Here is a 26901-nt window from a genome sequence, read left to right as displayed (position 1 = left end):
TACTACCACTATGAAAAACCAATCGTTTCATCTTGAGCTTCAGTTTGACCCCAAGCAGAGCGTTAACGCAGACGGCAAGCACGTGCGGGACGGCCTCTCTACCGTGCTACGCACCGGCGACTACCTCTGGGTAAGCTGTGATGAGCGCACCTCTTTGGAGCGCCTTAAGAAGACCGGCGAGAATACGTTTGCCGAGCATACTCATTTTGACTTGTCTGAGTACCTGGACCTGCCCGACGGCAAGAACTCTGAGGTGGACATTGAAGGCCTGGGCGAGTCTGGCGGCTACCTCTGGATTGTGGGCTCGCATAGTTTAAAGCGCAAAAAGCCGCGCAAGGAAGAGTCCTTTAAAAAGCAGATCAAACGACTGGCTAAAGTGTCTTCAGACCCCAACCGATACATTCTGGCGCGCATTCCCTTGACCAAAGACCAAGACGGCGTGTTTAGTCTCTGCAAAGAATGCCCAGATCCAAACACCCCCGGCGAAATGCTTAGAGCCGCCCAACTCAAAGGTGACAAGGACAGCAACCAACTCATGGACGCCATTCAGGATGATCCGCACATCAAAGACTTCCTGAAGATACCGGGCAAGGACAACGGCTTTGACATTGAAGGCTTGGCCATGCATGAGAACCGCGTGTTTGTGGGCTTGCGCGGTCCGGTGGTAAGGGGCTGGGCCATGGTCCTGGAACTGAAACTAGAGGAAACCAAAGACGAGGGCGTGCTGCAACTGGCCACGTTTAAGGAGACGGGAAAACCCTACAAGAAGCATTTCATCCATGCCAGCGGCAAGGGCGTACGCGAACTCAGGATCCAGAACAACGACCTCTACATCTTGGCCGGTCCTACCATGGATTTGGATGGAGTGATTGCCGTGTACCGCTGGCCAGACGCCATGCTGCATACCACAGGCGAAGAACAGATCGTTCATAGGAAAGACCTGGAGCATCTCTTTGACGTACCTCACGGAAGCGGCGAAACCACCGGCAGAGACAAGGCCGAGGGCTTGGCCATTTTCGACGAGAACCATCTGCTCGTGGTCTTCGACAGCCCCACCGACGCGCGCAAAGTAGGTGAAGACAATGTGGTGGCCGACGTCTTCTCAGTGGCTAAAGTAAAATAACTGGCTCCGCCTTATCCAGACCTGTCGTTTTTGGGCTGTTTCCTGGAAATCAGGCCAAAAACGACGGATCTGCTCTTACCTTGCATCCTAAACTAAATCACGTATGCGGCCACTTGGGTTTCTGGTCTTCGTCCTGTTTCTTTTGTCTGGTGCTGTCCTGGGGCAGGTGAAAGGAGTGGTGACAGACCAAACTACTGGCAAGCCTGTCCCATACGCCAATATCTGGGTAGAGAACGAAAACCTAGGCACCACCTCAGATGAAGCAGGTAAGTTCTCCCTGAGTAACGCCGCCACCGGCAAAACCCTGGTGGTCTCTTGCCTGGGCTATGATCGAGCAAAGGTTGATGCCCACGCGGGAGTCATGACCGTAAAGCTGGTGCCCGTGCAGACTACGCTTAAAGAAGTGGTGGTCAAGAAAAACATGCCCAGAGACAAGAAGATCATCAACAAGCTAAGTGACCGCACCGAGTTTGCCTTCAGTAGCAACGGCACGCCTTGGATAGTAGCGCAGTATATTCCGTACCAACCTTCGTTTTCTGCTACGCCCTTCTTAGATGAAATTGCCCTGGTCACGCTCAGCAACATAAAGAAAGCGAAGTTCAAGGTGCACCTCTACAAAGTAGGCGAAGACGGCGCGCCTGGCGCAGATTTATTGCCTGTGCCCTTGGTGGTAGAAGCTGGAAAAGGCGTGCAGAAGGTGGCCGTGGATGTAAGCCTGTATGATGTGCAGATACCCAAAACCGGCGTGTTCATTGCCTTTGAGTGGCTCATCCTCAAGCAGAATATCTATGAGAAAGAAGACTCAGAAACCGGCCAGAAGATAAAAGGCAGTGTCGCTTACGAACCCAGCATCAGAACCTACGGCCCCTCCAGCCAGAAACGCAACGGCTGGATTTATGACCAAGGCCGCTGGCGAAGCACCGACGAAAAGGACGGCGATGGCATCACCCAAGCCTCCCCGCATTTCCAGCTGACGTTGAGCAATTAGTTGTTTACTTTTGGTTGATGAAAAAACTTTTCTGCACTTACTTGATAGTAGGCTTTTTTGGCGTTTCTGCGGCAGGTCAGGATTTAGGAGATGAAGACAAGCGCAAACTCATTGTCTCACCGGGTATAGCCTATCAGGGGCAGGTATTTGGAGAAGTTAATCTTTTCTATGCAGATGTTTACCTAGGGCATGGGTATGGCTTCTTAGGGCCTAGACTAGGGCTGGAAGCTAATTTCAGAAAAGACAGATTCATTTATGCGCCAAAGATTGGGTTTGAATTGTCTGGTATGCTGATAGCGCTTCGGACAAGTGCAGTTGGATACGTAGATGATACAAAACTAGACTTAAGGATATTGCCTGAGGCCGGATTTGACTTTTTCTTCGGGAGTCTCACCTATGGCTATAACATTCCAGTTCTATCCTATAAGTCATCTGAAGTGAAAAACCATAAAATTTCATTGTCTGCTAGAATACATCCTGCTATTTGGAATGAACTGAAATGAATGGAGTTTGCAGTTGCATTTTAAGGCTTTATTAAAGTTTGTGCATCATAAGCCCGATTCATTATTGTAAACCAAAATGCCGTTTTCGGCCTCTTTTCCAGAAAACAGACCAAAAACGGCATCAACATAAAAGGCCACGCTGACTAATTCAGCGTGGCCTTTGCCTATTCAATTTTCTCGTAAGAGACTCTTCTAAAGCAGGAAGTAAACCAGTACAATTAACAACCCTAGAAAAGAAAGAAAAATCCTGCGCTGGAGATGCTTCTTGATATAGCCGTCTTCTTTCAAATGCCAGTCAGTTAATATCTCCATTAGAAAGTGGATGGGATTAAATAATAGGTCTAACCAGTCGTATCCCTCATCAAATCTTTTGTCAAGCGTTGCTTGACGTTTTCTTTCATAGAATCTGTCCCAGATGGCTACCTTCTTTTTGATAGTCTGTTCTGTAACCTGCCTATTTATTAGTTCCTGTTTTGCCTGTTCTACCGCGAGAGGATTCCACTTACCAGGAGAGCTTGCAATACGTATGAGCTCATTCGTCTCTCGTTCAGCTATGGGAGGCTTGAATTCCATCTCCTGATAAATAAGAATAGTAATTACTTGCCCGGCGTGTCTTTCTTTTTCGCCTTCTCCATGGCGTCATAGACTACCTGCATAATGTTAGTGCGGGTGTTCAACTGACTAAGTCTAGGGTTCTCACGGGTAGGGTGCACACGGTTAGAGGTGAATACATACACCAATCTGTTCACCGGGTCTACCCAGGTGTAAATGCCCGTGAAGCCCGTGTGCCCGAAGCTTTCAATAGGGGCGCTAGGCGCGGCATTTCCGTTGGGCGTGCCGGGCTTAGACGGACGGTCGAAGCCCAGGGCGCGGTAATTGTCCGGGCAGAACTGGCACTTGCTGAAGGTGCTCACCACGTGGTTGGCAATTAAGCGCTTGCCTGCGTAGATGCCGTCGTTCAAGTACAGTTGCATCACCTTGGCTACGTCATTGGCAGTACCAAACAGGCCGGCATGGCCACTGATGCCGCCCAGCATGGCGGCGCCCTCGTCATGCACGGTGCCGTGCAGCAACTGCTTTCTGAAAAGGGAGTCATACTCCGTGGGCACAATGCGCGACAACGGGTACAGCTTGTAGGGGTTGAACGTCAATGTATTGGCGCCCAGCGGACGGTAAATGCTGTCTTTTAAATAGGTCTCAAAGTCTTGACCGGTAATCTTCTGGACTACCAGCGGCGCTAGTATGAAGGACAGGTCACTGTACACGTAGCCCAGTTTCTCGTTGAGCGGCGAGTCTTTTATCTCTTCGTAAATCTTCTCCTCGGCGTAGTCTTTTCTAATGAACAGGTTCTGGGCCACGCGGTACGGGTACTTCTCAGACGAGTCTGGTTTAAAGACATGACTCTTCAGTTCGCCGTTGTGTTTGACGGCGTCCTTCCAGAACGGAATCCAGGACTTGAGGCGGGCCTGGTGGGTCAAGACATCCCTAAAGCGCAGGTTGTCTTTGTTAGACTCCTTCATGAGCGGCAGATACTCGCCCAGGGTCTTATCCACGTCAAAGCGTCCCTGGCCGTGCAGGCGCATGTAGGCCGCCAGAGAGGTAGTTATCTTGGTCACCGACGCCAGGTCATACAAGTCTGTGGTCTGCACCGGCGTCTTGTTTTCATAGGTATGGTAGCCAAAGGACTTGTTGTAAATCACCTTCCCGTTCTTGGCAATGAGTACCTGGCCGCCTGGGGTGGCTTTCTCTCGTATGGCCTGCGCCATCAAAGAGTCAATGCCGGCCAAATCCTGGCTCTTCAAGCCTACCGCCTCGGGGAAGGAATACGCCAGTCTAAAGCCAGTGTCGGTTTTGAGGCCATCGCCTACTTTAAAGGCGCTGGAAAGCGTAACGGGCAGTTTGCCTTTGGCGCCAATACCACCAAAAATCAACTGAGCGGCCAAGTCTTGGGTGATGTCATTTTCTTGGTAACCAGCCACTACGGCGTCGGCGCGTTCAACGTCCTCAAACTTGGCCAGGCTGTATACGTTGCCGAATACGCCCACAATGGTACGCTTGCTTCTAATGAGGTCTTTTAGGAAGAGGTTCATCTCAGCGGTGATGCCAAAATTGCTGCTTCCGGCTTTCAGTTGCAGTTTGTGTACGCCGGCAATGATGAGGTTGTAGCCTTGTAGTTGCTCTTTCAGTTTCTGCAAATCAGCGATGGAGCTGGTAGAAGGCAAAAAGAAGTTGTCTACTTTGGTATAGCGCGCCAAGCCTTTCTGGAAGTCGGTTTCCTGGGTGGTGCCCACGGCTAAGGTGGCAATCTTTAAGGTATCCAAGTCCTGCAAAGGCAAGAGTTTATTCTTGTTTCTGAGCAGGGTCAATGAGGCCTCGGTTAACTGGTTGTTGAGGTAGTTGGCGTACGGATTGTTGAGGTCAGCGATGAGGTTCTTGGTCTCAATAGGCTTCATGTTGTCCAAGCCCAACCACTGCTTGGCGGCCAGCACTTTTTTGCAACGAAGGTCAATCTCGGCCTGGGTGATTTCCTTGTTGACAATGGCTTTTTTCACCTCTTCAATGGTGTTTTTAACATCCATGGTATTGAGGAGCATGTCATTGCCCGCCAATAAGGCTTTCACGTCTACCACGCCGGGTGCGTAATATTTGGCAACGGCCTGCATGTTCATGGCATCTGTGAACACCAAGCCCTTATAGCCCATCTCCTGCTTGAGCAGTCCCCATACAATAGGTTTGGAAAGGGTAGAGGCCAGGTCTTTGGTGTTGTCCAGCACCGGTATGTTCATGTGCGCGACCATCAAACTGCCCAAACCGTTTTTCATCAATTCTCTAAACGGGTACAACTCCACCGAATCTAAGCGTTGCTTTGAGAAATGAAGCACCGGCAAGCCGTAATGCGAGTCTACGTTGGTATCGCCGTGACCAGGGAAGTGCTTGGCGTTGGCCAGCACCTGGTTGTCTTGCATGCCCTTTACGTAGGCCAATGCCTTGCGGGTCACGTTGTATTTATCCTCACCGAAGGACCGGAAGCCAATCACGGGGTTATTGGCGTTGTTGTTCACGTCAATCACCGGCGCGAAGTTCACGTGAATGCCCAGTCTACGGCACTGACGCGCAATTTCGGCACCCATGTCATAGATGAGTTTCTCATTCTCAATACCGCCCAAAGCCATCTGGTACGGAAACTTGACAGTGCTGTCCAGACGCATGCCCAAGCCCCACTCGCCGTCAATAGATACCATCAACGGCACCTTGCTTTCCTTCTGGTAACGGTTGGTCATATGTGCCTGACGCACCGGCCCGCCCTGGAAGAAAATCAAGCCGCCCACTTTGTAAGTGTTGATAAGCCGAGAGATAGAATCCACGTGCGCCTGGTTCTTATTAGAGTACACCGGAATCATAATCAACTGCGCAATCCGCTCCTCGGGGCTCAGGGTTTTGAACACCGAGTCCACCCAGCGGTTGTTTCCACCCAAAAAGGGAGGGTCTGTCTTGGGGTTGAACACCGGAACGACTGGTTTTTTAGCGGCGGCGGCTTTAGCGGTAGTGGCTGTTTTCTTAACCGGTGCCTTTTTAGAAGTAGTTTTCTTGCGAGACTGGGCCTCAACAGAGACAGAGGCCAATAAGAAAAACAAAGATAGGAGCAGGGGGTGTAAACTATATTTTTTCAAGACGAAGCAATTGTAGAGTGTGTGGGCAATGATTAACCTGCAAGTTAATCCGTTTTTCTGTAAAAAGGATAAAATGGTGGCTTGCAAGTTACACCACAACGCCGTTTAGCAGTTGAATAGTGCCATTGGTGGCGTTAATTTCTGCCTCGGCACCCACGGGTATGGTAAATTTGTGGGTAATGTGGCCAATCATGGCCCCGCTGTAAACTGGTACTTTTAAAGGTTGCAGGTGTTGTTCCAAGACCTCTTCCAAGGTAAGGGAGCCATAGCTATTGTTACCGGGCTCACAGTCGCTGCATTTGCCAAACACCACGCCACTGACTTGGTGTAGCACGCCCGCCAACTTTAATTGCGTGAGCATGCGGTCTACCTTGTACACATTCTCATTGGTATCTTCCAGAAACAGGATGGCGTCTTTCCAGTTGGGCAAGTACTCAGACCCTATGATGGAGGTAAGTACGGTCAAGTTACCGCCCACCAATTTGCCTTTGGCGGTGCCGGGGGTGATGGTGGTGATGCGGTCCCTAGTCAGGGCCAAGTTGTCGCCTACATCTTTAGGGTTTTCAAACAGAGCTGGCGCACCGTCAAACAGGACTTGCTTGAAAGAATCCACGGAGAACTTGTTCCAGGTGGCGGAGCCTACGGGTCCGTGAAAGGTGACTAATCCCGTTTTAGCAGTGATGGCCAACAGCAGCGAGGTGATGTCTGAATAGCCAATCAACACCTTCGGGTTATGCTGAATGGTCTTGTAGTCCAACAGAGGCAACAGGCGCGCGCAGCCCCAACCGCCATGAATGGCCAAGATGCCCTGCACACTTTTGTCCGCGAACATGGCGTTCACGTCCTCGGCGCGGGCTTGGTCGGTGCCGGCCAAATACCCGAACCGGTCGAAGACATGCTTGCCCAGCTTTACCTTCAGGCCCAAGGCCTCCAGAGACTCCACCGTAATCTGCACCTTCTCCTTGCTGAACGCCGCGCCCGCCGGACAAATCAGGCCCACCGTGTCATTTGGTTTTAAACGAGGCGGTAGAATGGTCTTGAGATTCTTATCAACGGTTTTAGCGTCAGAAGAAGTGAAGCCAAGTAAGGGAAGGGAGGCGGCGGCCAGAGATAGGGAGGCCAACACCTCGCGGCGCGAACGGAACGTCATAGGAGTACAGAATTTGCGAACCTGAAAATAAGCAGTTTGCCGGTAGCACCCAGTTTTTGCAGGGTATTTTCTTGCCATTCGTTTTTGGCCTGGTTTCCAGATTTCAGGCCAAAAACGATTTTCTTACCGCGGTGCTTTACCCATCCAGAATTTTTAAGGTACTTACCTCGGCAAATTCAAGAACCATGACTTTACGTTTCTCCACCTCCTTTCATAAACTGTTGCCGGTGCTAAGCCTCTTTGCCGTTATGGGTTGCTCTACCAGCAAACCTACCGCTACGGTAGAAAATACTCCCACAGTTACCGCAACGCCGGTGACGCCTCCTTACGGGCCCGCTGAAATCAAGCAGCAGATTCTAAGTTCAGAAGCTCTCAAAAATAGATTTGTGGGTTTTGCGCTGTATGACCCTGAGCTCAAGCAGATGGTGGTGGAGCACAACGCCGACAAGTACTTCGTGCCGGCCTCCAACACAAAGCTGTTCACCTTCTACGCCAGCCTCAAGATGCTGGGAGATTCCATTCCGGCCTTGAAGTACGTGGTGCGCGGCGACTCCCTTATCTTCTGGGGGACCGGCGACCCCACGTTTACGCACATGGACGTGAAGAACTCACTGGCCTATGACTTCCTCAAAAACCGAAAGGAAAAATTATATTACCTGGAGGCCCCGTTTGTGAGCACACCCTTCGCACCAAACTGGTCCTGGGACGACTACAACTACTACTACCAGCCCGAGCGGAGCGTGTTCCCCATCCATGGCAACGTGGTCAAGTTCGTGAAGAAGGCAGGAAGCAGTTCTTACTCGGTAGCACCCAAGCGCTTCAAGGCCTCGGTGAAAACAGATACGGCCCGCAATGCCAACAAAGACCCTTTCGTAAGAAACTGGCGAAGCAATGATTTCCAGTATTACCCTAAGCATGCGGCGGCTACTTATTCGGTAGAGGTGCCCTTCATTCCCTCGCCAGACATGACCGTGAAGCTGTTAGCAGATACACTCAAACGCTCGGTGACGCTGTTGAAGAAGCGGGCCTTGCCGCAGGGCGGGCAGACATTCTACGGGCTACCGGCAGACACCGTGCTCAAGCGCATGATGCAGGTGAGTGACAACCTCTTCGCGGAGCAGTTGATGGCCCTTTGCTCGGGGGCTTTGTCAGATACCTTGTCTGTAGAGCGGGCCATCAAGCATGCCACCAAAACCTACCTGGCAGACTTACCTGACGCGCCAATCTGGGTGGATGGCTCAGGCCTATCGGTGAAGAACCTGTTCACGCCGCGCAGCATTATTGCTCTGTTGCAGAAGCTGCAGCAGGAACGGCCTACGGAGCGCCTGTTGCCGCTCATGGCCACCGGCGGACAGCCCGGCACGTTCAAATCCATTTACCAAGCGGCGGTTCCGTTTGTCTTCGGGAAGTCCGGAACGCTGTCGCATGTGCACAACCAGAGCGGCTACATCAAGACCAAAAGCGGCAAGCTGCTGCTCTTCAGTTTTATGAACAACAACTACAGCGCCACGTCTATAGAAATCAGGAATGAGATGGTGCGCATCATGACCGAAGTGCACGAGAAGTACTAGACCACGTTCCCCTGAAAACTAAAAAGTCGTTTTTGGCCTGATTTCTAAGAATCAGGCCAAAAACGACTTTTGCATGGTAGGCTAAAAGAGTTCTCTTTACTTCACGGCATGCGCTTCATACAACGCCGAGGTGCGTAAATCTTGGAGCGTGGCCTGGGCCGGAATGCGTTTGGCGCGCAGGAAGCGGTTCAGTTCATAGGCGTCAAAGTTGGCGGCTTTGGGGTCCATACTGCTGATGCGCACGCGGCCCGCCGAGTGGATAAACTCATGGTTGCCAATCCACATGCCCACGTGCACCACGCGCTCAGCCTTCCCATCTTTGCCCGGTACCCCGAAAAACAGTAAATCTCCCGGGCGCAGGTTCTGGAAGCCGTTTTGGGTGTCCAGCAGTTCCCCCACATGTACCTGCTGTGAAGCGTCGCGCGGCAAAACCAAGCCGTTCATAAAATAGACCGTTTTGGTGAAGCCGCTGCAGTCCACGCCTTTCAGGGAGGTGCCTCCCCAAAGATACGGCAAGCCCATCAACCGTTTAGCGCTGGCAACCAAATTCTCCTCCGTAGGCTGGCGCGAGGCCACCCAGTCCTTATACAAGACCGCATCTGCCACTGGCACAAAACCCGTGCGGCCATCGGGGAATTCTACTTCGTACCAGGCTTTCGTTTTGTTTTTCAGGGCCAGCACATCACCGTATACCAAGTCAGAAACGGTGGCGCTCTGCGGCTGCGCCGTGGCCTGGGCAAAGCCAAACAATTGCGTGTAGAGTAGTTTCTCTTTCTGCTGCCAGCCTGCAAAACCGGCGGCGTCCAAGAGCTTGATGCCGGCCGCGTCTACCCAGGACAGGTATTTGTCAGGGGTCTGCACTAGGTACCAACCGTCTTTGTATTTGTAGACGTTCAGGGGCGTGCCCATGGTGGCCTGAGTGGCCAGTTCGGCGGGGTGTTTGGGTTCACTTCTCAGGTTGGCCACTGACAGCGTCACCACGGCAAAGTGCTTTCCCTGGAGACTAGCCTCGGGTAACACCTGAATGCTGTCTTGGAACGGAATTCCCGCAGAGGTCAGGCGGGCCAGCAGGGCGGCTTTGGCGGCGGGCGTGTTGGTTTCGCCGCGCAGTACTTGGCCGTGGGGGCTCACTTGAAACAGAACGGTGCGTTTGTCGGGCGCAAACTGCTGGCGCACGGCCTCAATGTGCGGCGCCAGGGGAGAAGGCGCAGAAGTAGTTTCTGACGGTGGTGTCTTGGCGGTGGCGCAGGCCATCAGAAACACCAGAAGATATAAAAGGGGGCTGTTCTTCATCATACAAACATGGATTCCTAAAGATACAGGTTCTCTCTGCAAAAAGCAGGCTTTGTCTTCAACAGGCAGATGCCAATCCAAGTTCTGGTAAGGACGGCCGTTTTTGGCTTATTTTCTGGAAATCAGGGCAAAAACGGCATGTGGGCATTGCTTATCTTTGTAGACATTCCTTAACGCAGCACGCATGACCTCAGCCCCAGCACAAGATACCGTCCACATTATAGACTACACCCCCGCGCACGCCACCCACTTCAAAGACCTGAACCAGGCCTGGATTGAGCGCTACTTTGAGATGGAAGAGCTAGACCACAAATCCCTGGGCAACCCAGACGGGTACATCATCCAGAAAGGCGGTCACATTCTCATGGCCGAATACCACGGCGAGATTGTAGGCACCTGCGCGCTCATCAAAATGGAGAACGACACCTTTGAGCTGGCCAAGATGGCCGTCACGGACAAGGCGCAGGGCCTGAAGATTGGCCGCAAGCTGGGCGAAGCCGCCATAGACAAAGCCAGAGAACTGGGCGGCAAGACCTTGATGCTGGTCTCTAACCGCAAACTGGAGACCGCCATTCACCTGTACCATCGGTTGGGTTTCGTGGAAGTGCCCATTGACAGCCAGGACTACAAACGCGCCGACATCAAGATGGAAATGCCTTTGTAATCTGTACATTTGAGAATAGGCTGGTTGCCTTGCCTAAGTAGAATTCAATAGTCCGTTTCCCTTTCCAATTCATGAAAAAAATAGTTCAGCTGCTGGTAGTGATGGCCTTGCCTTTGGCCGTGCAGGCGCAGACCGCCGTGGTGCAGGATAAAAGCAATCTAACCCCGCTGGTGGGCGTGAGCGTGGTGCCTACCACGGGCGGCGGCACCGTGCAGACCGACAGCAGAGGCCGGTTCAGGCTAGACGAGTTCCGGCCATCGGACAGTCTTCGGTTTGAGCGCTCAGATTACCAGCCGCGCACCTTGGCAGTGAGCCAGTTAAAGACCATGCAGTACCGCGTGTTGCTTTCAGAAAGAAGCTACTCTTTGAATGAGGTGGTGGTCTCTGCCAGCAAGTTTGAAGAGAAGCGCGCCGATGTGCCCCAGCAGATTCAAGTTCTCAAATCAAGGGAGCTAGCCTTCCAGAACAACCCCACCACGGCAGATGTGTTACAGCAAAGCGGACAGGTGCTGGTGCAGAAAAGCCAGGCCGGCGGTGGTAGCCCCATCTTGCGCGGCTTTGAAGCCAATAAGGTTTTGATGGTGATGGACGGCGTGCGCCTGAACAACGCCATTTACCGCGGTGGCCACTTGCAAAACGTGATTACGGTAGACAACGCCGCCCTGGAGAAAGTAGAAGTGGTGTTCGGGCCGGGGTCGGTGGTATATGGCTCAGATGCCTTGGGCGGCGTGGTGCATTTCTATACCAAGAACCCGGTCTTATCTGACAGCGTGGGACAGACCAAGTTCACCGGCAACGCCTATACCCGCTACGCCACGGCCAATCAAGAGAAAACCGCGCACGTAGACGTGGCCTTTGGTGGGCAGCGCTGGGGGAGCTTGACCAGCCTTACCTTTTCAGACTTTGATGACCTGCGCCAAGGCGCGAAGCGGAACCCGTTCTACGGGAGCTGGGGACTTAGGCCATTCTATGCCGAACGCGTCAATGGAAAAGATGTGATGATGGCCAATGACAACGTCAACATTCAGAAGCAGAGCGGCTACCAGCAGTATGACGTCTTGCAGAAAGTGTTGTTTCAGGCCAGCCCTACTACGTCACATGTGTTGAATCTGCAATACTCCACGTCCTCTAATATTCCCAGGTATGATAGATTGACCGAGGTTGACGGCAAAGGCATTTTGAAGAGCGCCCAATGGTACTACGGTCCGCAGGAGCGCCTTATGGCCGCGTATACGTTTGCCACGAAGGGCAGCGGTTGGCTGGAGAACCTGCGCACCACGCTGGCCTACCAAAGCATTGCTGAAAGCCGGAACAACCGCAGCTTCGGGAAGACCTTGCTGCAGCACCGCAAAGAGCACGTGGATATTTTTACCCTGAACGTAGACGCCAGCCGTTTGCTGGGCGAGCATGAGTTGCGCTACGGTCTGGAGGGTACCTACAATGACGTGCAGTCCCGCGCGTACGGCGAGCACATTGACACCGGCGAACGCTCGGCCCTGGACACCCGCTACCCGAGCGGTGGTTCTGACATGCGCTCTGCCGCCGCCTACTTTACCCACACCTGGGAAATCAGTCCGCGCTGGATTCTGTCTGACGGCATTCGCATTAGCCGCGTAGAACTGAACGCCGATTTCACCGATAAGCGGTTCTTCAATTTCCCGTTTGATGAAGTGAGCCAGAAGAACACCGCCGTGAATGGCAACGTAGGACTGGTGTTTCAGCCGGGGCATGACTGGCGCTTGGCAGCGGTGGCCTCGTCGGGCTTCAGAGCGCCTAACGTAGATGACTTGGCCAAAGTATTTGAGTCGGTGGCGGGGCAGGTGGTTGTGCCCAATCCTGACCTGAAACCAGAATACACCTACAACACAGAACTCACCCTTGGCAAGACCATTCAGCAGAACATTCACATAGAGGGAACCGGTTTCTACACCTGGTACCGTGACGCCATCACCACGCAACCTTTCCTTTACAATGGTCTGCCAGAGGTTGAGTACAACGGACAAGTAAGCCGCGTAACCGCCAATGTGAACGCCAACAAAGCCTACATCTACGGCTTCTCAGGAAGCCTCTCAGCCGACGTGACGCAGGCCTTCAGATTAGCCTCCACGCTTACCTACACCTATGGCCGCATTCAAGCCGAAGCCGGTGAGATTCCGTTGGACCATATTGCCCCGGTGTTCGGGAAGACCAGCTTGTTTCTGACCCTGCCCAAATTCAGGTCTGAGTTCTTTGTGCAGTACAACGGCTGGAAACGCCTGAAAGACTACAACCCCGTAGGCGAGGACAACCTCCAGTACGCCACTCCGCAGGGCGTTCCGGCCTGGTACACCTTGAACCTGCGCACCTCGTACCAGTTCCATCCTAAGCTACAGGTGCAGGCCGCACTGGAGAATATCCTGGACCAGTTCTACCGCGTCTATGCCTCAGGCGTGAGTGCTCCTGGTAGGAATTTGGTGTTGACGTTAAGAAGCAATTTTTAGGGATTGACGCTTCAATAGCAATTGGGTTTAAGCAGTTAGGCTCTCGTTTTTGGCTTCTTTTTAAGAAAGTAGGTCAAAAACGGGAGCCGGTGTTTTTATGGGATTGGTTGAGTGTAAAGGCAAATAGTAAGAACTGCCTTACCACAATGTCATTGCTACCCGTTGCCCTTTTTGTGTTCACCATTCGATTTGTTTTACTCTCCATTTTTGTCATCCTGAAAGGACCTTGTGGGCAAGCTGTAAGGGCCGTTGCTAAATGAGAGAACTAACGTGTTGTAATCTTCTATAATGGAAGTTAATATAATGCATAGCCACCGCTTGTCTAGTTCGCCCACAAGGTCCTTTCAGGATGACAAAAATGGAGAAGAGGGGAGAAGGACTGTTACGGGAGTGTTTATTAGGCAGAGGAGATAAAAATAGCTTCCGTTTTTGGCCTGTTTTCCAAAAAAAACAGGCCAAAAACGGAAGCTCTAAAAGTCTTGAATCTTGTGTCTGGACTTACTGCACCTGAGCCTTATCCACGCGCTTAGGCGTTTTCTTGCCAGCCACAAAATCCTTCGCACCCAGCGCCACGGCTTTAATCATGTTGGTCATGTGGGCCAGGTCCAGGCTTTCTACCTCGTCATCTACCGAATGATACAGTTTGTCCTGGTCTATCTGCACGGAGGAGATGGTATGCGCCGGTACACCTAAACGCGCCAACGTGGCATTGTCTGAGCGGTAGAACAGGTTCTCCTTTGGATAAGGGTCTGGGTGGAAGCTGTAGGCGGTACCCTTCACGGCCTGCTGCAACAACGTCCCGAAGTCTGATTTCTCAAAGCCTGTGATGTAGGCCGTGTTGGGACCAAACTTAGAGCCTTTGCCGATCATCTCAATGTTGAACATGGCCACAATCTCGTCTGGGTTCAACTGCTTGGAGAAGTGCTGCGACCCGAAGCCGCCAATCTCCTCGGCGGTGAAGGCCACAAAAATAAGGGTGCGCTCAGGCTTGCCTTGTTTCTTGAAGTGCTTGGCCAAGGTAATCACCGCAGTGGTGCCAGAAGCGTCGTCATCGGCGCCGTTGGCAATAGAGTCTCCGGCTACGGGTTTGCTAATGCCAATGTGGTCATAATGGCCAGAGAAGACCACGTACTCGTTGGCGCGCTTGCCGGGAATCATGCCGGCCACATTGGCCAGTGACATCTCATTGACCTTGTTCTTAATCTCTATGTCAAAAGAAGAAATCTGGGCCTTGTCTGTAAGCACGAAAATCAAGGTAGGGCCTTTCCCTAGCTCTGCCACCGGAGACGCTTGCTTGAAGAAACCGGCGTAGCGGTTGAACATCTCCTGGTGCTTAGGGTGCACCAGAATCATGGCGTCTTTGGTAGAACGGCGCGCCTTGTTAATGGCGGCTCTAAAATCATCGGCCTCGCCAATCACAATGGGCTGGGGGGCTTTGTCTTCCCACTCAATCTTCTGGTGCGTGGTGCTGTAGAAAAAGGCCTCTGGTTTTACCTGGGTGCCGTCAATCTCAATGTCTGCTTTCTCAGAAGTGAGCGTGTACATCTTAAACTCCTGCTTGTAGTCCGTGTCACCGGCCAGAGGAGTGAGGCCAATGCTCTTGAATTCAGCAGAGATAAAATCGGCGGCTTTTTCTATGCCGGGCGTAAAGGTCTTACGGCCCATCATGTCATCATGGGCCAGGGTCTTGATGATGCGCTCTACGTCTTTCTGGACAATGTGCTTCTGCGCGAAGGCACTGCCCAGGGGCAGCAAGGCCAGACACAAGGCGAAGGTTTTCTTTGAGGTCATAGTTGGTGTGTATCCTGAAATTTGGTAACCTAAGTTTAGGCTTTTTTTCTGAAAAACAGGCCAAAAACGATTTACTCTTGTTCCTCTGGAGGTGTAGGCCGGTGTTCTTCCTGGGCAATGGCGTCTTCTTCGCCCTTCACCTCAATGCTTCTATCCTCCAGCACGTCTTCTATGTAGAGCATTTTCACCAGCACCATGATCACCGCCACCATGGGTACCGCCAGGAGCAGACCCCACGGCCCGGCAATAATGCCCATCAAGACCTGGCCCATGATGGTGAGCACCGGCGGCAGGTCAATGATGTGTTTCTGAACCAGCGGCGTGAGCACGTAACCTTCCAGGCTTTGAATGGCGATGAAGAAAATCACCACCGTCAGGGCTTTGTTAGGGTCTTCTACCAAGGCCAGCAAAATGGCGGGAGCGCTGGCTATGAACGGACCAATGTTGGGCACAAACTCCAGCAATCCGGCAAACACGCCCAACAGCAAGGCCAGCGGTACGCCAATGATCATCAAGCCAATAGAGGTAAGGGTACCAATCACCAGCATGGCCAGCAAGGTGCCTTTGAGCCAGCCCCAGAGCGTGAACCGCAATACGTGCACCACCTCTCTCGCGCGCGGCCTGTGCACTTTGGGGACCAGTCTTACTACGCCGCTAGCAGATTCTTGCGGCGAAGACGCCAGGTAAATGCCTATCACCAGCACAATTAGGATGTTGGCCAGCGCACCTAAGGAGGAAGAGAACAGCGCAATGGCATTTTTGAACGAGGCGCCTTTGCTGTTCATCAACTCCTCCTGCGTGGGGAGCTGTTTGATCATCTGTTCGCCCATGGGGAGCGTCTTCACCTTGGCCTCAAGTTTTTGTAAGACGTCTGGCAGTTTCTGCTGTAATTCCTGGGTCTGCTCTGAGAGGCTAGGTCCCAGAGCCAGAAAGCCGCCTACCGCTATGCCCACTATCAAGAGGCAGACCAGCCCCAGCGCCCAGGAATAGGCTATGCGGGTTTTACGATGCAGCCAACTGCTAAGGCCATGTAGCAAAATGCCAAACAAGACAGCCGCAAAAAACACCAGCAACACCTGGAACGCCAGCTTAATCACAATGTAGAGAACGGCCAACAGAATGACCACCAGCGCCGTGAGCAACAGCTTGTGCGTGAAGGTGGTATGCGTCTTGTAGGCGGGAGAGGAAGGTGCGTCTTGGGCCATAGTGCTAAATAGGTATATATTGTTTTTGCCCTATTCTACGGAAAGTAGCCTAAAAATGATGAAGTGTATTTAATGCTGGCCAGTAAGGCATTAGAGGAATCCTTGCTGAAATATGATTTTGGAAAAAATATTGGTTAAATTATAAATGAACGCAACCATTCGGCCAGTTTTCCGATAGAATAGATTCGGTTGCCGGGAACGGTGGCCGCTAACCGATACTTAATTTTTAGTACCACTTAAATACTTTAATACTATGGAAAACAGAACCAACCAAGCAGGACAGCAGTCTTCTGCTTCTTCGCAAAATAACCCAACAGCTAGCAACCAAAATACTTCTTCTGCGCAGTCAAGAAGCCAAAACGCTTCTGCCAGCAGCCAACAACAAGGACAGCCTAGCTATACCTCACAGAGCCAGAGCCAGCAGAGCCCAAGCGCACAACAGCAAAGCCAGGCCAGCGGCCGTAACCAGCAGCAGAACCGTCAGCAGCAAGACCGTCAAGGTCAGCAGAGCAGCGGCATCTTGGGCGGCATCACCAGCTCATTAAGCAACATCCAGGTGCCACAGGCTGTGAAAGACTTCGGGTCTTCTGTGTCACGTTCTTACGGTGGCCTGACTACTACTCAAAAAGTAGTGGGCGGTGCAGCCTTAGCCTTAGGCGCCAGCTACTGGGCCGCCAAGTCTAGCGGATGGGTTGGCCAGGGAAAAGCCAACAAGAACCGCAACAAATCAGGAAGATAAGCTGAAAGGCTTTTCTCTGTAAACAAAGAAGCCGGACACACAGTGTGTCCGGCTTCTTTGTTTATGTACAAATAAGATTAAGCGTCTGGTTGTTGCTTTTGTTGCCAGCCTTCTAAGTAGATGCAGAGCTCATGGCCGTTCCTGAGGTAGTACAGTGATATAGGAAAGATTTTTTTCCTGATCATGATGCCAGAAGGATAGACTCTCTTGATGTCCTGGGCCTTGACGGTGCGTCTTCGGCCAAAGCCGTCTGTAAACACTATCTCTGTTTCATAGAAGTCAACGGCCCTGAACCGGTTGGTGGCTAATACATACAGGTACCAGACTAAAAAGGCGGGCACGCACAGTAAAAGCAAGTACGTGGACGGGTCTATGGTCTTGGCCTGAAAGTTATAGGTAGCCTTTATCACAAACAACGCCGCTGTACCCAAGAGTACAGGATACGCTAACAGCGTCCAGAGCGAATGTTTAGGAATAAAGGTGAACACAGCCATAGTACGTAAGGCGCTTTCACCAGTTTCTACCTTCCGCCAGATCTGCGTCCGCCGCCGTTGTTGCTACTGCCGCCAGCACCAGAGCGTCTGTCTCTGTTACCGCTGCCCCCAGAGGCGTTGCCGCCCGCTGCACCAGATGGTTTTGGCTTGCGCGAGGACTGCGGTCTGCCCGCCTGTGGCTGTCTGAAGCTCCGGTTCCCGCCGCCGCCGCTGGCTTTGGCAATCTTGTCCGTAGACTTTCCGCCGGTCAAGGGCAGTTTTTTGTAGTCCACATGGAACGGATGTTCATCTTCAATCTCAATGGTCTGCTTGGTCAGGCGCTCGATGTCCCGCAGGTACGGCAACTCAGTGTCATCACAGAAAGAAAGGGCCAAGCCTTCAGCGCCTGCTCTACCCGTACGCCCGATGCGGTGCACGTAGGTTTCAGGCTCATTGGGCAGGTCAATGTTGATCACGTGCGTGAGGTCATCTACGTCAATACCGCGGGCGGCAATGTCTGTGGCCACCAGGGCGCGCAGCTCGTTGTTCTTGAACTGGGTCAGGGCTTTTACGCGCGTGCTCTGGGCTTTGTCGCCGTGAATGGCTTGCGCCGAAATGCCGGCTTTGGCCAGGTCCTTGGCAATCCTGTCGGCGCCGTGCTTGGTGCGGGAGAATACCAGGGCGCGAGTAATGTCACCAGCCTCTAGCAAGTGTCTCAACAAGGCGCGCTTAGCCGTCTTGTCCACAAAGTACACCTTCTGGGCAATTTTCTCGGCGGTGCTGGACACAGGCGTCACTTCTACGTACACCGGGTCCCGCAACACGCTGCTGGACAGCTTCTGGATTTCTTGTGGCATGGTAGCCGAGAACAACAGCGTCTGGCGCTTGGCCGGAATCTGGGCAATGATTTTGCGCACGTCATGGATAAAGCCCATGTCTAGCATACGGTCCGCCTCGTCCAAAATAAACGTCTCCAGGTGCTTGATAGACAGCAGGCCCTGGTTCATTAAGTCTAGCAAACGACCCGGCGTGGCCACTACAATGTCAACGCCGCGTCTAATCTGCTCCACCTGCGGAGTCTGGCCCACGCCGCCAAAGATGACGGTGTGCTTGATGTTGGTATAACGCCCATAGGCGGCAATGCTCTCGCCAATCTGCAAGGCAAGCTCACGCGTAGGCGTCAGGATAAGGGCTCTAATGGCTTTGGCCGGATGCGCCGGTCCTGCCTCGTGCAGACGTTGCAGCAAAGGCAAGCTAAAGGCGGCGGTTTTACCGGTTCCGGTTTGGGCGCAACCTAAAATATCATCTCCGTTCAACACCGGCGGAATAGCCTGTTCCTGAATGGGAGTGGGTTGCGTATAACCTTCTTCATGCAACGCTTGCAGAAGAGGTTCAATTAAATTAAGGTCTGAGAATGTCATTCTGAATGGAAATGGCCTGTGTTGGGCCTAAATAAAAAAGGCGTGGGCCTATGTGCCCGCCGCCGGATGTATGACACAAAAGTACGCAAAAAGATTCAGTTTCCGTTTTTGGCCCCTTTTGGCCAAAACAGGCCAAAAATGGAGTTGGGTTTCATCGCGCAGCAGGCAACCTTCATTCAGAAAATAGGTTAAAAGGAGGGAAGTTAAACCAATAGATTATGGCAAAGAAATTGACCTTGCGCGGTACCCAGACAGAAACCCTGGCCTCTACCCAAACTAAAAATAAACGAACCAAAACCACCAAGAAGCCCAAGAAGAAACGCCTGAACAAATGGCTGATTTCGGGCATAAGCGGTCTGGCTGGCGCGGTGGCCGTGACGCTGGTGCATGAGACCGTAAGAAGGTTCTATCCCAACGCCCCGCGCATGGATGTGCTGGGCATGCGCGCCATTGCCAAAGGCATGCGCTACGCTGGTCAAACCCCACCCAATGACGACAAACTGCATACCTGGTCCATGGTAGGAGACATCGTGTCCAACGGCTTGTACTATAGCCTAATAGGCGGTGGTAAAAAAGCCTTGGCCAAGGGCACCATTCTAGGCGCGGCGGCTGGCTTAGGCGGAGTATTGCTACCCGGCCCCATGGGCCTAGGCACCGCGCCTAGCAACAGAACCCGTGAAACCCAGGCCCTCACTATTGGCTACTATCTGTTTGCCGGGCTTGTGTCTGCCGCCGTGGCAGCTAGTTTAAGAAAGGTACGGCGGTAGAAGAACTTTATTTGCTTTAAAGAAGGGCTGAACTTTTCACTTGTTCAGCCCTTTTGCTTTTCTTAGCGACTTTGGGGATGACCCTTATTTTCTATTAGAAACCTTATGTGCAAGACACTGCTAACAAGCCTCCTCTTTTTCATCACCACGTTTACGTTTGCCCAGACCTACAATGAGGAGTACGGCGTCCCTATGGTAGTGCTCACTGAAGAGAATCCTTGGCTCATGGTCATCGGGTCTGACGTGCCCACCTTTGTGTTGTATGAAAACGGGCAGATCATTTACAAGAAAGTTGAAAACAGACAAGCCAAGTACTTTACGTTGAGCCTGAGCAAGGAAGAAACGCAGTCTGAGATTTACAAGATGGGTTTTACGGAAAGCCTTTTAAAATTACCCCCTTTCATTGAAGCCTATGGCGCAACAGACCAGCCTACCAATGAGCTTATCCTGAATTTTGATAGCACCAGAACCTTTAGGGTGTATGGCAACCTTAAAAACGAAACGGCACGGGCGGCTACGCCTAAAGCTTTCCTGACCGTCTATGATTATCTGGTAAGTTTCTCCCATGCAAAGGCTACGCCATGGATGCCAGAGAAAATAGAAGTGCTGGTCACAGATTACAGCCACTCCAAGGAAAAGGCTGCCAAATGGCCAGCTTCCTGGCCCGATTTAAAAAGTCAAGAGACGGTGAGCAGAGGCGAAAACTTGTACAGCATCTACTTGCCCAAAGACCAGTTTGAACGCTTTCTGCAACTGTCCAAGGCTCTTAAAGAGAAACAGGCCGTAGAGATTAACGGTAAGAAATTTAGCTTGTCTTACAGGCTGCCCCTTCCTAACATAAAATAACCAGTAAAATAAGAAACCCGTTTTTGGCCTGATTCTGGGAAATCAGGCCAAAAACGGGTTTTCCATTATTTGCTGCAAAAGCTTAGCTCTTTTTTCCGGAACCGCTTTTCTTGCCGCCGCCATCATGTTTGTTGACGGTGGCCCAGGCGCGTTTTTCGGCTTCGTCTTCAGAGACGCCTTTCTTCTCGTAGCTTTCCTCTATGTGCTGGGCCTGCCGCTTCTGTTTGTCAGTGTAGGCAGATTTATCTCCTTGTGGCATGGTTTCCTCCTTTCAGGTTAAAAATTGAAAAACACGTTTAGCTTCCTGTATACGAGATCCACTTTAGAAAAGGACACAAGATATAAGACACAAGATGTAAGACTTTCTCATGATAGAGAGCAAAAAATCTTGTGTCTTGAATCTTGTGTCTTGCGTCTAAACCTAAGGTTTACAATGGCAGAGGACTTCGCGCCGTAAAGGGGCGGTCTTGTAGTTGGGGAGGGTGGTTTCCTTCATGTAGACGATGGACAGTTCGTCAATCTTTTCCTGGCCAGTATGCGTTTCGTTCCAGCGGCGCATGAGGTAATGGCAATAGTAGGGCCGCATATAAGCGTTGGGCGCAAAAAGGTAGTTCTCTGAGTATTTGCGCCAGCGGTCGTTCTTGAACAAACTCACCACGCTGGCCGGTTTGACGGTGTCTGGTTCTTTGCCCTGCTGGTTAAGGTCTACTTTCTTGTCTTGCAGGGTAATGCCCTCTAGTACGTACCAGCCATCATCCTTGAACACGTTGGGCGCAAACATGCTCCAGTTCTGGTCCAGACGTAAGACCAAGGCAGCAGGCTGAGCGCTTTCTGGCAGCTTGACGTAGTTGGGTTTGTTGAGCGTGTCCACGTTCCACCAGAAGGCAATGACTACGGCGGTCAAGACCAAGACTTCGCGCAGCGCAATCATAGGAAAGTTGCGTGCCCAATGAGGCGTGGTCCACTGCACCTGCACCGTCACCGGCGACTTCCACTGCTGGGTGGCTGCGCTCCAGCGGCGCTGAATCTTGGCGTACCCCAGCCAGAGGCGTTTATCCAGAAAATCCATGACGGGCGTAGGCAACAAGCCAATCACCGCCGAGATGCTGATGAGGTAGAACAGTCCTACAAACAAGGTCAAACTGATGCCTATGTGCAACCCAATGATGGCCAAGATGAAGATCATCCTAAACCAAGCATTCTTCCAGGGGATGAGCAGCACAAACGGCAGCCACAGCTCCACGAACATGGTGGCGTGGGTCAGGAACTTCATAAGCTCTGGATACTGGTACAGCACACGACCGCCCGGCATCAAGATCTGGTCAATGCTGAGCGCGTAGTATAAGGCCGTGCCCGTGGTAGTCCACTCTGGGCCAGACTTGAGCAGCGCGGTGAACACATATACCCAAGCCACCTGCAAGAGGTAGGCAAACGTAGCGGCACTGAAATAAATGGTAGAAACTGGAGCCGGTTCTGTAGTTAAGGCTTTTCTGGCGTCTAGAGAATAATGCCGATGCCAGGGCAGAAACATACCCCAGAACAAGAGCATGCGCAAAAGACTGTCCCCGGACTGGGTAATGAGCGGATTTCTGTTTTGGATGGACAGTAGCAGAAGCCAGGAGATGACCGTGGCCCAGCGGGTTTTGTAGCCTAATAGCAGACTGATGGCCGCCGCCGCCGCAATGACAAACAACATGGCCTGGAACTGCCACAGGCCACTCAACGTGTGAAAGGAGAAGTAGTACTGGTTCCAGGCGTTGGCGTGCAGGGTGTGCAAGGGCAGAATACCCATGTTGGAGTAATGGGCCTCCAGGTCGGTGGCCCGGGTGAGGATGTCTAAAAGCAGGACGCTGGCCACCCAGATGCGCATGAGGGACAGGGCGCGGGTATCAGCGTAAAACACACGGTGCAAATACTGCTGTAATAGGTGCATGGGTCAATAGGAGGTAGCGTGGCAGGAAATGGAAAAGGCAAAACCAAACGGCTTTGCCTTTTCTGCTATATGCTTATCGTTCTAAGGACAGAACGGAAATTGCTTAGCGGCCAGTGGTAGTACCAGTGGTGGTTCCGGTAGTAGTGCCGGTGGTGGTACCAGTAGTTGTGCCCGTTGTAGTACCAGTGGTAGTTCCTGTAGTGGTACCTGTGGTTGTCATGCCTGTAGTAGTACCAGTGGTACCGGTTGTTGTACCCGTAGTGGTTCCGGTGGTAGTACCTGTTGTTGTGCCGGTGGTAGTTCCAGTAGTGGTACCAGTTGTGGTGCTAGTAGTGCCTGTGGTGGTGCCGTCTGTAGTACCAGTCTCAGTAGACATATCTGTAGTGGTGGTGTCTGTGGTGGTTTCGGTGCTTCCAGAGCAAGAAGTAAGTGCTGAAGCGGCTACAAAAGCGACTGCTGCGAACACGGTGAATAAGGTCTTTTTCATAGTCTTTGACAGGTTAAGTTTTTTAATGTTGAATTGGTTCTTGGTTACAAATCCTCTTTTACGACCTATTCTCAGAAAGGTGCTATATTTTATGTATAATTTATTCTTCAACGAGACCAGCGCCTTACCCGGTAAGGCCAACTAAGTATTGGCTTGTGCGTATTTTCCGCAGATTCTCTTACCTTGCCTTATGCCTACGTCTTTGCCTGCCACCATCCTGTTTGACGGCGTCTGTAACCTGTGTAACGGATTTGTACAGTTTGTCATCCATCGTGACCCGGCTGTGCGGTTCCATTTTGCCGCCTTGCAGTCAGAACTAGGTCAGAAGATTTTAAAAGACCACGGGCTGGATACGCATGAGTTCCAGACGGTGCTGCTATTAGAAAACGGAAAACTCTACAAGCAGTCTACGGCCGCGCTGCGCATTGCCCGGCGGTTAAAAGGAGGGTGGTCCTGGGCGTATGGTTTCATGGTAGTGCCCGGTTTCATACGGGATGCCGTGTATGATTTTGTGTCTAAGAACCGGTACCGGTGGTTTGGCCAGCAAGAAAGTTGCATGATGCCCACCCCCGCCTTGAAAGCCCGATTTCTTTCTTAACTTGACATAGCCTGAATACGGCATGACATTGTTTTTCAAAGGCTTAAAAGCATGAGCCGCCTTTTCTTGCGGCAGGCGGAGTTATTGCTAGTGATTGCCAATCTCTACTAGTTCTATAGAGATTTTCGTTTTTAGCCTCTTTTTGTGAAAATAAGTCAAAAACGGCCCTTACTTTTGCGCCCTGCTTTCTAGAGCGGCTTGTATACTTTAACTGAAACCACACGTGGAAAAAATAGATGCTTTCTTAGCCGAAGCCAGTAGTCTGGCCTGGGGTATGCCTTTGCTCATCTTGTTAATGGGAGGCGGCACGTTCCTTATGCTCTTTTCCAGGCTTATTCCGTTCAGGATGATGCGGCATTCCATTGGCATTCTGCAGGGCAAGTATCAGGACCCTAACGCCGCCGGCCAGATTACGCCATTCCAGGCCATGGCCAGTGCGCTGGCTTCTACCATCGGCATGGGCAACATCAGTGGCGTGGCCGTGGGTATTGCCATGGGCGGACCCGGCGTGCTGTTCTGGATGTGGGTGAGCGCCTTTGTGGGCATGGCCACCAAGTTCTTTACCTGTACGCTCTCTATCATGTACCGGGGCAAAAACGAACTGGGCAAAGTTGAGGGCGGTCCCATGTACATGGTCACCGAAGGGCTGGGCCAGAAGTGGAAGCCTTTGTCCATCCTCTTCGCGTTTGCCGGTCTGTTTGGCACCCTGCCTTTGTTCCAGGCCAACCAATTGACCCAGATCATCACAGATGTGGTCTTGAAACCCAGCGGTGTGGTAGGGCCAGATACGTTTGTGTCTAACTTGTTCATGGGTATTGCCATGGCATTGCTGGTGTCTATCATCATGTTTGGTGGTCTTAAGCGCATTGCCAGCGTGGCCAGTAAGTTGGTGCCCTTCATGGTGGTCATTTACACCGTTTCTGTACTGTTTATCATCTTCTATAACTTCTCTGCCGTACCGGGCATGTTCGCGCTCATTTTTGAGGATGCCTTTACCGGGAACGCCGTCATGGGCGGGGCCGTGATGCAGGTGATTATCATGGGTGCGCGCCGCGCTTCTTTCTCTAATGAGGCCGGTATTGGTACCGCTGCCATGATGCACGGCGAGTCACAGAACAATGAGCCGGTGCGCGAAGGACTGGTGGCTATGTGGGAACCGTTCATTGACACCATCATTGTCTGCACCATGACCGGCCTGGCCATTCTGGTGACGGGCGTCTGGGAAACCAATGAAGGCAACGGCGTTTCTATGACCGCCGCCGCGTTTGGCGCCGCCATGCCAAGCGTGGGCAAGTACCTGCTGGTGCTGTGCGTGTTCATCTTTGCGTTTACCTCTTTGTTTTCTTACTGCTACTACGGCTCCAAGTGCTTCACCTATCTGTTCGGGTTTAAGTATAGAAGATTGTATGACTACTTTTATATTCTCACCATTGTGATTGGGGCCGTGGTGACCATCACGTCTGTGATTAACCTGGTAGACACTGCCTTTGCCTTGATGGCCATTCCTACCATGACCTGCGCGCTGTTGCTATCGCCTAAAGTGCTGGCCGCTACCAGAGATTATTTGGGTAGGTTGAGAAGGGGAGAGGTAGAACGTTTTTAACAATCTAACAGAGATAATCAAGAAGGCTTGCTTTGGTTTACGACTAAAGGCAAGCCTTTTTCTTTTTGACCAAAATCCGTACACAATTAGAGTTCTAAAGGTGAGTGGCTTATGCTGTATGTGCTGGCGCTGTTGCCTGTTCTGGTGCTTGTGGTTTTTTCCCTTTTACGTAGTGTAAAAGAGGCGGCAGTGGCGGGGCTGGTGGTAGCCACCGGTTTGTTTTTTTATTGGGGAGCCTCTGCTAAACATTATCTGGCGGTAGTAGGCGTGTCCACGCTCTCTACCTTAAGCATCATCATGATTGTGCTGGGAGCGCTCTTTCTCTACAACCTGATGAGGGGCACCGGCTTGGTGCAGGAAATAAGTCAATCCCTGAAAAAGGTACACCCAGAAAAAGAGATCAGGTTCTTTCTGCTGGCTTTTTGCCTGACCGCTTTCTTTGAAGGGGTGGCCGGCTTTGGGACCCCGGGGGCTATAGTGCCGCTTCTCCTGATGGCCATGGGGTATAACGGCCTTGTCTCAGTATCGATAGTCCTGCTGTTTGACGGGCTCTTTGCCATGTTTGGGGCTGTAGGAACTCCCTTGATCACAGGTTTACAGATGCCGTTGCACCTGCTCCCTGACCAAGTGCAACGTATTGGTTTTTTAGCGGCGGTGCTAGGCGTGGTGGTACAAGGCATTCTTTTGTTGTTTGTGTTTAGACTTCTAGCCAAAGCAGGTGCTCCAGTGCAGTACAAAGGCAAAATACTGGTGCTGTACCTCTTCTTTGCCATTCCTTTCTGTGTATTTGCCTGGGTGGCCACTGACCTTGCCACCGTGCTGGCATCCATTACCATGTTAGTGCTGTCCGTGTTTTATTTGAAAGACAAAAATGCCCGACTAGACCTCAGACCATGGTTGCCTTACGCTGTGCTGGCAGGGTTGCTGGTCCTGCCTAAAATCTGGACGCCGCTTAGGGACTTTCTGCAATGGGAGCTTTCCTTCCCTGATTTCTGGGAGACAGGTATCTACTCTTCCATCAAGCCTTTGTTTTCCCCGCTCATCCCTTTTGTACTAGTAGGCTTGGGAGTGGCTTACTTCCGGAAAAGTCCTTCTTTCTACCTGAAAGAAGTCACTCAGAAAGCGCTAAACATTGCCTTGGTGCTGTTGCCTGCCATCATGATCGCTCAGTTAATGATTTACTCAGGGGTAGAGCAGCCGTCTATGGTGTGGCATATTTCTTCTCTGATGGGCCGCTTGCAAGAGGCCTATGTCGTGTTTGCCCCAATTCTAGGGTTGCTGGGAGCGTTTATTACCGGCAGTACCACCGTCTCTAACTTAGTCTTTGGGGCTTCCCAGCTAGAAACCGCTCAGCTGTTGGGGATTGATTCTGCTGTCATATTGGCCTTGCAACTAATGGGGGCTGGGCTGGGCAATGCCATCTGCCTGTTTAATATTGTGGCCGCCGCCTCCATTGCCAACATACAAGACTATAAAAAGATATTAGCCCTCAATCTTACGCCTGCCTTGATAGGAGCTTTTCTGGCGGGTGGCATAGGCTGGCTGTTGCTTCTGTATAGCTCATAAAACTAGCGGCTTAAAAGTCTCCGTTTTTG

General features: G+C 51.8%; 23 protein-coding genes. 12 read left to right on the top strand and 11 right to left on the bottom strand.

From position 1 onward, the window contains the following. Window positions 1-10 precede the first annotated feature (10 nt). From ABD880_RS12135 to ABD880_RS12125, 3 genes are all read left to right on the top strand, one after another. The gene (locus tag ABD880_RS12135; RefSeq protein WP_345166401.1) at window positions 11-1123 is read left to right on the top strand and encodes a DUF3616 domain-containing protein; all 1113 of its coding nucleotides are present in this window, start codon (window positions 11-13) and stop codon (window positions 1121-1123) included. Window positions 1124-1226: 103 nt separating this feature from the next. Next, entirely contained in the window at window positions 1227-2111 is an 885-nt protein-coding gene (locus ABD880_RS12130) for a carboxypeptidase-like regulatory domain-containing protein (protein ID WP_345166398.1), read from the top strand. 17 nt (window positions 2112-2128) lie between these two features. Then, window positions 2129-2614 (top strand): hypothetical protein, encoded by a 486-nt coding sequence (locus tag ABD880_RS12125; protein WP_345166395.1) that lies wholly within the window; start codon window positions 2129-2131, stop codon window positions 2612-2614. A 192-nt stretch (window positions 2615-2806) separates the two neighbouring features. On the opposite strand, the gene ABD880_RS12120 is transcribed toward ABD880_RS12125, so the two are convergent. From ABD880_RS12120 to ABD880_RS12110, 3 genes are all read right to left on the bottom strand, one after another. Continuing rightward, window positions 2807-3187 carry a hypothetical protein gene (locus tag ABD880_RS12120; protein WP_345166392.1) on the bottom strand — a complete coding sequence of 127 codons (381 nt, stop codon included), beginning with the start codon at window positions 3185-3187 and terminating at the stop codon, window positions 2807-2809. A gap of 23 nt (window positions 3188-3210) precedes the next feature. Beyond that, a complete protein-coding gene (locus ABD880_RS12115; RefSeq protein ID WP_345166389.1) occupies window positions 3211-6249 on the bottom strand; it encodes a serine hydrolase domain-containing protein in 3039 nt (1012 codons plus the stop codon). Between the two features lie 124 nt (window positions 6250-6373). After that, window positions 6374-7435, bottom strand: a complete 1062-nt coding sequence (locus tag ABD880_RS12110) for a S66 peptidase family protein (protein WP_345166386.1) — start codon at window positions 7433-7435, stop codon at window positions 6374-6376. Between the two features lie 185 nt (window positions 7436-7620). Here ABD880_RS12110 and ABD880_RS12105 point away from each other — a divergent pair, with 185 nt between their 5' ends. Further along, window positions 7621-9006 (top strand): D-alanyl-D-alanine carboxypeptidase/D-alanyl-D-alanine-endopeptidase, encoded by a 1386-nt coding sequence (locus ABD880_RS12105; RefSeq protein WP_345166383.1) that lies wholly within the window; start codon window positions 7621-7623, stop codon window positions 9004-9006. Between the two features lie 96 nt (window positions 9007-9102). On the opposite strand, the gene ABD880_RS12100 is transcribed toward ABD880_RS12105, so the two are convergent. Further along, window positions 9103-10302 (bottom strand): C40 family peptidase, encoded by a 1200-nt coding sequence (locus ABD880_RS12100; RefSeq protein ID WP_345166380.1) that lies wholly within the window; start codon window positions 10300-10302, stop codon window positions 9103-9105. Between the two features lie 181 nt (window positions 10303-10483). On the opposite strand from ABD880_RS12100, the gene ABD880_RS12095 reads away from it, so the two are divergent. Both ABD880_RS12095 and ABD880_RS12090 read left to right on the top strand, forming a co-directional pair. Next, complete coding sequence (locus tag ABD880_RS12095; protein ID WP_345166377.1) at window positions 10484-10963, top strand: GNAT family N-acetyltransferase; 480 nt, start codon at window positions 10484-10486, stop codon at window positions 10961-10963. 71 nt (window positions 10964-11034) lie between these two features. Continuing rightward, window positions 11035-13443, top strand: coding sequence for a TonB-dependent receptor (locus ABD880_RS12090; RefSeq protein WP_345166374.1), 2409 nt, complete (start codon window positions 11035-11037; stop codon window positions 13441-13443). Window positions 13444-13941: 498 nt separating this feature from the next. On the opposite strand, the gene ABD880_RS12085 is transcribed toward ABD880_RS12090, so the two are convergent. Together ABD880_RS12085 and ABD880_RS12080 are read right to left on the bottom strand one after the other, a co-directional pair. After that, a complete protein-coding gene (locus ABD880_RS12085; protein WP_345166371.1) occupies window positions 13942-15234 on the bottom strand; it encodes a M20/M25/M40 family metallo-hydrolase in 1293 nt (430 codons plus the stop codon). A gap of 71 nt (window positions 15235-15305) precedes the next feature. After that, entirely contained in the window at window positions 15306-16439 is a 1134-nt protein-coding gene (locus ABD880_RS12080) for an AI-2E family transporter (RefSeq protein WP_345166369.1), read from the bottom strand. A gap of 253 nt (window positions 16440-16692) precedes the next feature. On the opposite strand from ABD880_RS12080, the gene ABD880_RS12075 reads away from it, so the two are divergent. Continuing rightward, window positions 16693-17178, top strand: coding sequence for a hypothetical protein (locus tag ABD880_RS12075; RefSeq protein ID WP_345166367.1), 486 nt, complete (start codon window positions 16693-16695; stop codon window positions 17176-17178). Between the two features lie 77 nt (window positions 17179-17255). On the opposite strand, the gene ABD880_RS12070 is transcribed toward ABD880_RS12075, so the two are convergent. Continuing rightward, entirely contained in the window at window positions 17256-17672 is a 417-nt protein-coding gene (locus tag ABD880_RS12070; protein ID WP_345166365.1) for a hypothetical protein, read from the bottom strand. A gap of 26 nt (window positions 17673-17698) precedes the next feature. Further along, on the bottom strand, window positions 17699-19072 hold the full coding sequence (locus ABD880_RS12065; protein ID WP_345166362.1) for a DEAD/DEAH box helicase: 1374 nt from the start codon (window positions 19070-19072) through the stop codon (window positions 17699-17701). A gap of 218 nt (window positions 19073-19290) precedes the next feature. On the opposite strand from ABD880_RS12065, the gene ABD880_RS12060 reads away from it, so the two are divergent. Next, a complete protein-coding gene (locus ABD880_RS12060; protein ID WP_345166359.1) occupies window positions 19291-19839 on the top strand; it encodes a hypothetical protein in 549 nt (182 codons plus the stop codon). Window positions 19840-19944: 105 nt separating this feature from the next. Next, window positions 19945-20685, top strand: coding sequence for a hypothetical protein (locus ABD880_RS12055; protein WP_345166356.1), 741 nt, complete (start codon window positions 19945-19947; stop codon window positions 20683-20685). 82 nt (window positions 20686-20767) lie between these two features. Here ABD880_RS12055 and ABD880_RS12050 read toward each other — a convergent pair whose 3' ends face one another. The 3 genes from ABD880_RS12050 to ABD880_RS12040 all read right to left on the bottom strand — a co-directional run bounded on the left by ABD880_RS12050 (window position 20768) and on the right by ABD880_RS12040 (window position 23105). Beyond that, complete coding sequence (locus ABD880_RS12050) at window positions 20768-20944, bottom strand: hypothetical protein (RefSeq protein ID WP_345166354.1); 177 nt, start codon at window positions 20942-20944, stop codon at window positions 20768-20770. A gap of 162 nt (window positions 20945-21106) precedes the next feature. Beyond that, window positions 21107-22618, bottom strand: a complete 1512-nt coding sequence (locus ABD880_RS12045; protein ID WP_345166352.1) for an HTTM domain-containing protein — start codon at window positions 22616-22618, stop codon at window positions 21107-21109. 103 nt (window positions 22619-22721) lie between these two features. Then, window positions 22722-23105: a hypothetical protein gene (locus ABD880_RS12040; RefSeq protein WP_345166350.1), complete on the bottom strand. Its 384-nt coding sequence runs from the start codon at window positions 23103-23105 to the stop codon at window positions 22722-22724. Between the two features lie 190 nt (window positions 23106-23295). On the opposite strand from ABD880_RS12040, the gene ABD880_RS12035 reads away from it, so the two are divergent. From ABD880_RS12035 to ABD880_RS12025, 3 genes are all read left to right on the top strand, one after another. Beyond that, entirely contained in the window at window positions 23296-23703 is a 408-nt protein-coding gene (locus tag ABD880_RS12035) for a thiol-disulfide oxidoreductase DCC family protein (protein WP_345166347.1), read from the top strand. 223 nt (window positions 23704-23926) lie between these two features. Next, window positions 23927-25306 carry an alanine/glycine:cation symporter family protein gene (locus ABD880_RS12030; protein WP_345166345.1) on the top strand — a complete coding sequence of 460 codons (1380 nt, stop codon included), beginning with the start codon at window positions 23927-23929 and terminating at the stop codon, window positions 25304-25306. A 111-nt stretch (window positions 25307-25417) separates the two neighbouring features. Next, window positions 25418-26872 (top strand): L-lactate permease, encoded by a 1455-nt coding sequence (locus ABD880_RS12025; RefSeq protein ID WP_345166342.1) that lies wholly within the window; start codon window positions 25418-25420, stop codon window positions 26870-26872. The last annotated feature ends 29 nt before the right edge of the window (window positions 26873-26901 follow it).

It is taken from the genome of Nibribacter koreensis (assembly GCF_039541795.1).
In the GTDB taxonomy this organism is placed as follows: Bacteria; Bacteroidota; Bacteroidia; order Cytophagales; family Hymenobacteraceae; genus Nibribacter; species Nibribacter koreensis.
The sequence above is the reverse complement of the archived record's forward strand: the minus strand, read 5'-3'. Positions and strand labels throughout refer to the sequence as shown.

Excerpts from the sequence above, each read along its gene's own strand:
- ABD880_RS12070 (WP_345166365.1), bottom strand. The coding sequence starts at position 17,672 with ATGGCTGTGTTCACCTTTATTCCTAAACATTCGCTCTGGACGCTGTTA.
- ABD880_RS12065 (WP_345166362.1), bottom strand. The coding sequence starts at position 19,072 with ATGACATTCTCAGACCTTAATTTAATTGAACCTCTTCTGCAAGCGTTG.
- ABD880_RS12075 (WP_345166367.1), top strand. The coding sequence starts at position 16,693 with ATGGAAAACAGAACCAACCAAGCAGGACAGCAGTCTTCTGCTTCTTCG.
- ABD880_RS12120 (WP_345166392.1), bottom strand. The coding sequence starts at position 3,187 with ATGGAATTCAAGCCTCCCATAGCTGAACGAGAGACGAATGAGCTCATA.
- ABD880_RS12085 (WP_345166371.1), bottom strand. The coding sequence starts at position 15,234 with ATGACCTCAAAGAAAACCTTCGCCTTGTGTCTGGCCTTGCTGCCCCTG.
- ABD880_RS12110 (WP_345166386.1), bottom strand. The coding sequence starts at position 7,435 with ATGACGTTCCGTTCGCGCCGCGAGGTGTTGGCCTCCCTATCTCTGGCC.
- ABD880_RS12045 (WP_345166352.1), bottom strand. The coding sequence starts at position 22,618 with ATGCACCTATTACAGCAGTATTTGCACCGTGTGTTTTACGCTGATACC.
- ABD880_RS12040 (WP_345166350.1), bottom strand. The coding sequence starts at position 23,105 with ATGAAAAAGACCTTATTCACCGTGTTCGCAGCAGTCGCTTTTGTAGCC.
- ABD880_RS12055 (WP_345166356.1), top strand. The coding sequence starts at position 19,945 with ATGTGCAAGACACTGCTAACAAGCCTCCTCTTTTTCATCACCACGTTT.
- ABD880_RS12125 (WP_345166395.1), top strand. The coding sequence starts at position 2,129 with ATGAAAAAACTTTTCTGCACTTACTTGATAGTAGGCTTTTTTGGCGTT.
- ABD880_RS12105 (WP_345166383.1), top strand. The coding sequence starts at position 7,621 with ATGACTTTACGTTTCTCCACCTCCTTTCATAAACTGTTGCCGGTGCTA.
- ABD880_RS12060 (WP_345166359.1), top strand. The coding sequence starts at position 19,291 with ATGGCAAAGAAATTGACCTTGCGCGGTACCCAGACAGAAACCCTGGCC.
- ABD880_RS12090 (WP_345166374.1), top strand. The coding sequence starts at position 11,035 with ATGAAAAAAATAGTTCAGCTGCTGGTAGTGATGGCCTTGCCTTTGGCC.
- ABD880_RS12095 (WP_345166377.1), top strand. The coding sequence starts at position 10,484 with ATGACCTCAGCCCCAGCACAAGATACCGTCCACATTATAGACTACACC.
- ABD880_RS12025 (WP_345166342.1), top strand. The coding sequence starts at position 25,418 with ATGCTGTATGTGCTGGCGCTGTTGCCTGTTCTGGTGCTTGTGGTTTTT.
- ABD880_RS12035 (WP_345166347.1), top strand. The coding sequence starts at position 23,296 with ATGCCTACGTCTTTGCCTGCCACCATCCTGTTTGACGGCGTCTGTAAC.
- ABD880_RS12100 (WP_345166380.1), bottom strand. The coding sequence starts at position 10,302 with ATGATGAAGAACAGCCCCCTTTTATATCTTCTGGTGTTTCTGATGGCC.
- ABD880_RS12135 (WP_345166401.1), top strand. The coding sequence starts at position 11 with ATGAAAAACCAATCGTTTCATCTTGAGCTTCAGTTTGACCCCAAGCAG.
- ABD880_RS12080 (WP_345166369.1), bottom strand. The coding sequence starts at position 16,439 with ATGGCCCAAGACGCACCTTCCTCTCCCGCCTACAAGACGCATACCACC.
- ABD880_RS12050 (WP_345166354.1), bottom strand. The coding sequence starts at position 20,944 with ATGCCACAAGGAGATAAATCTGCCTACACTGACAAACAGAAGCGGCAG.
- ABD880_RS12130 (WP_345166398.1), top strand. The coding sequence starts at position 1,227 with ATGCGGCCACTTGGGTTTCTGGTCTTCGTCCTGTTTCTTTTGTCTGGT.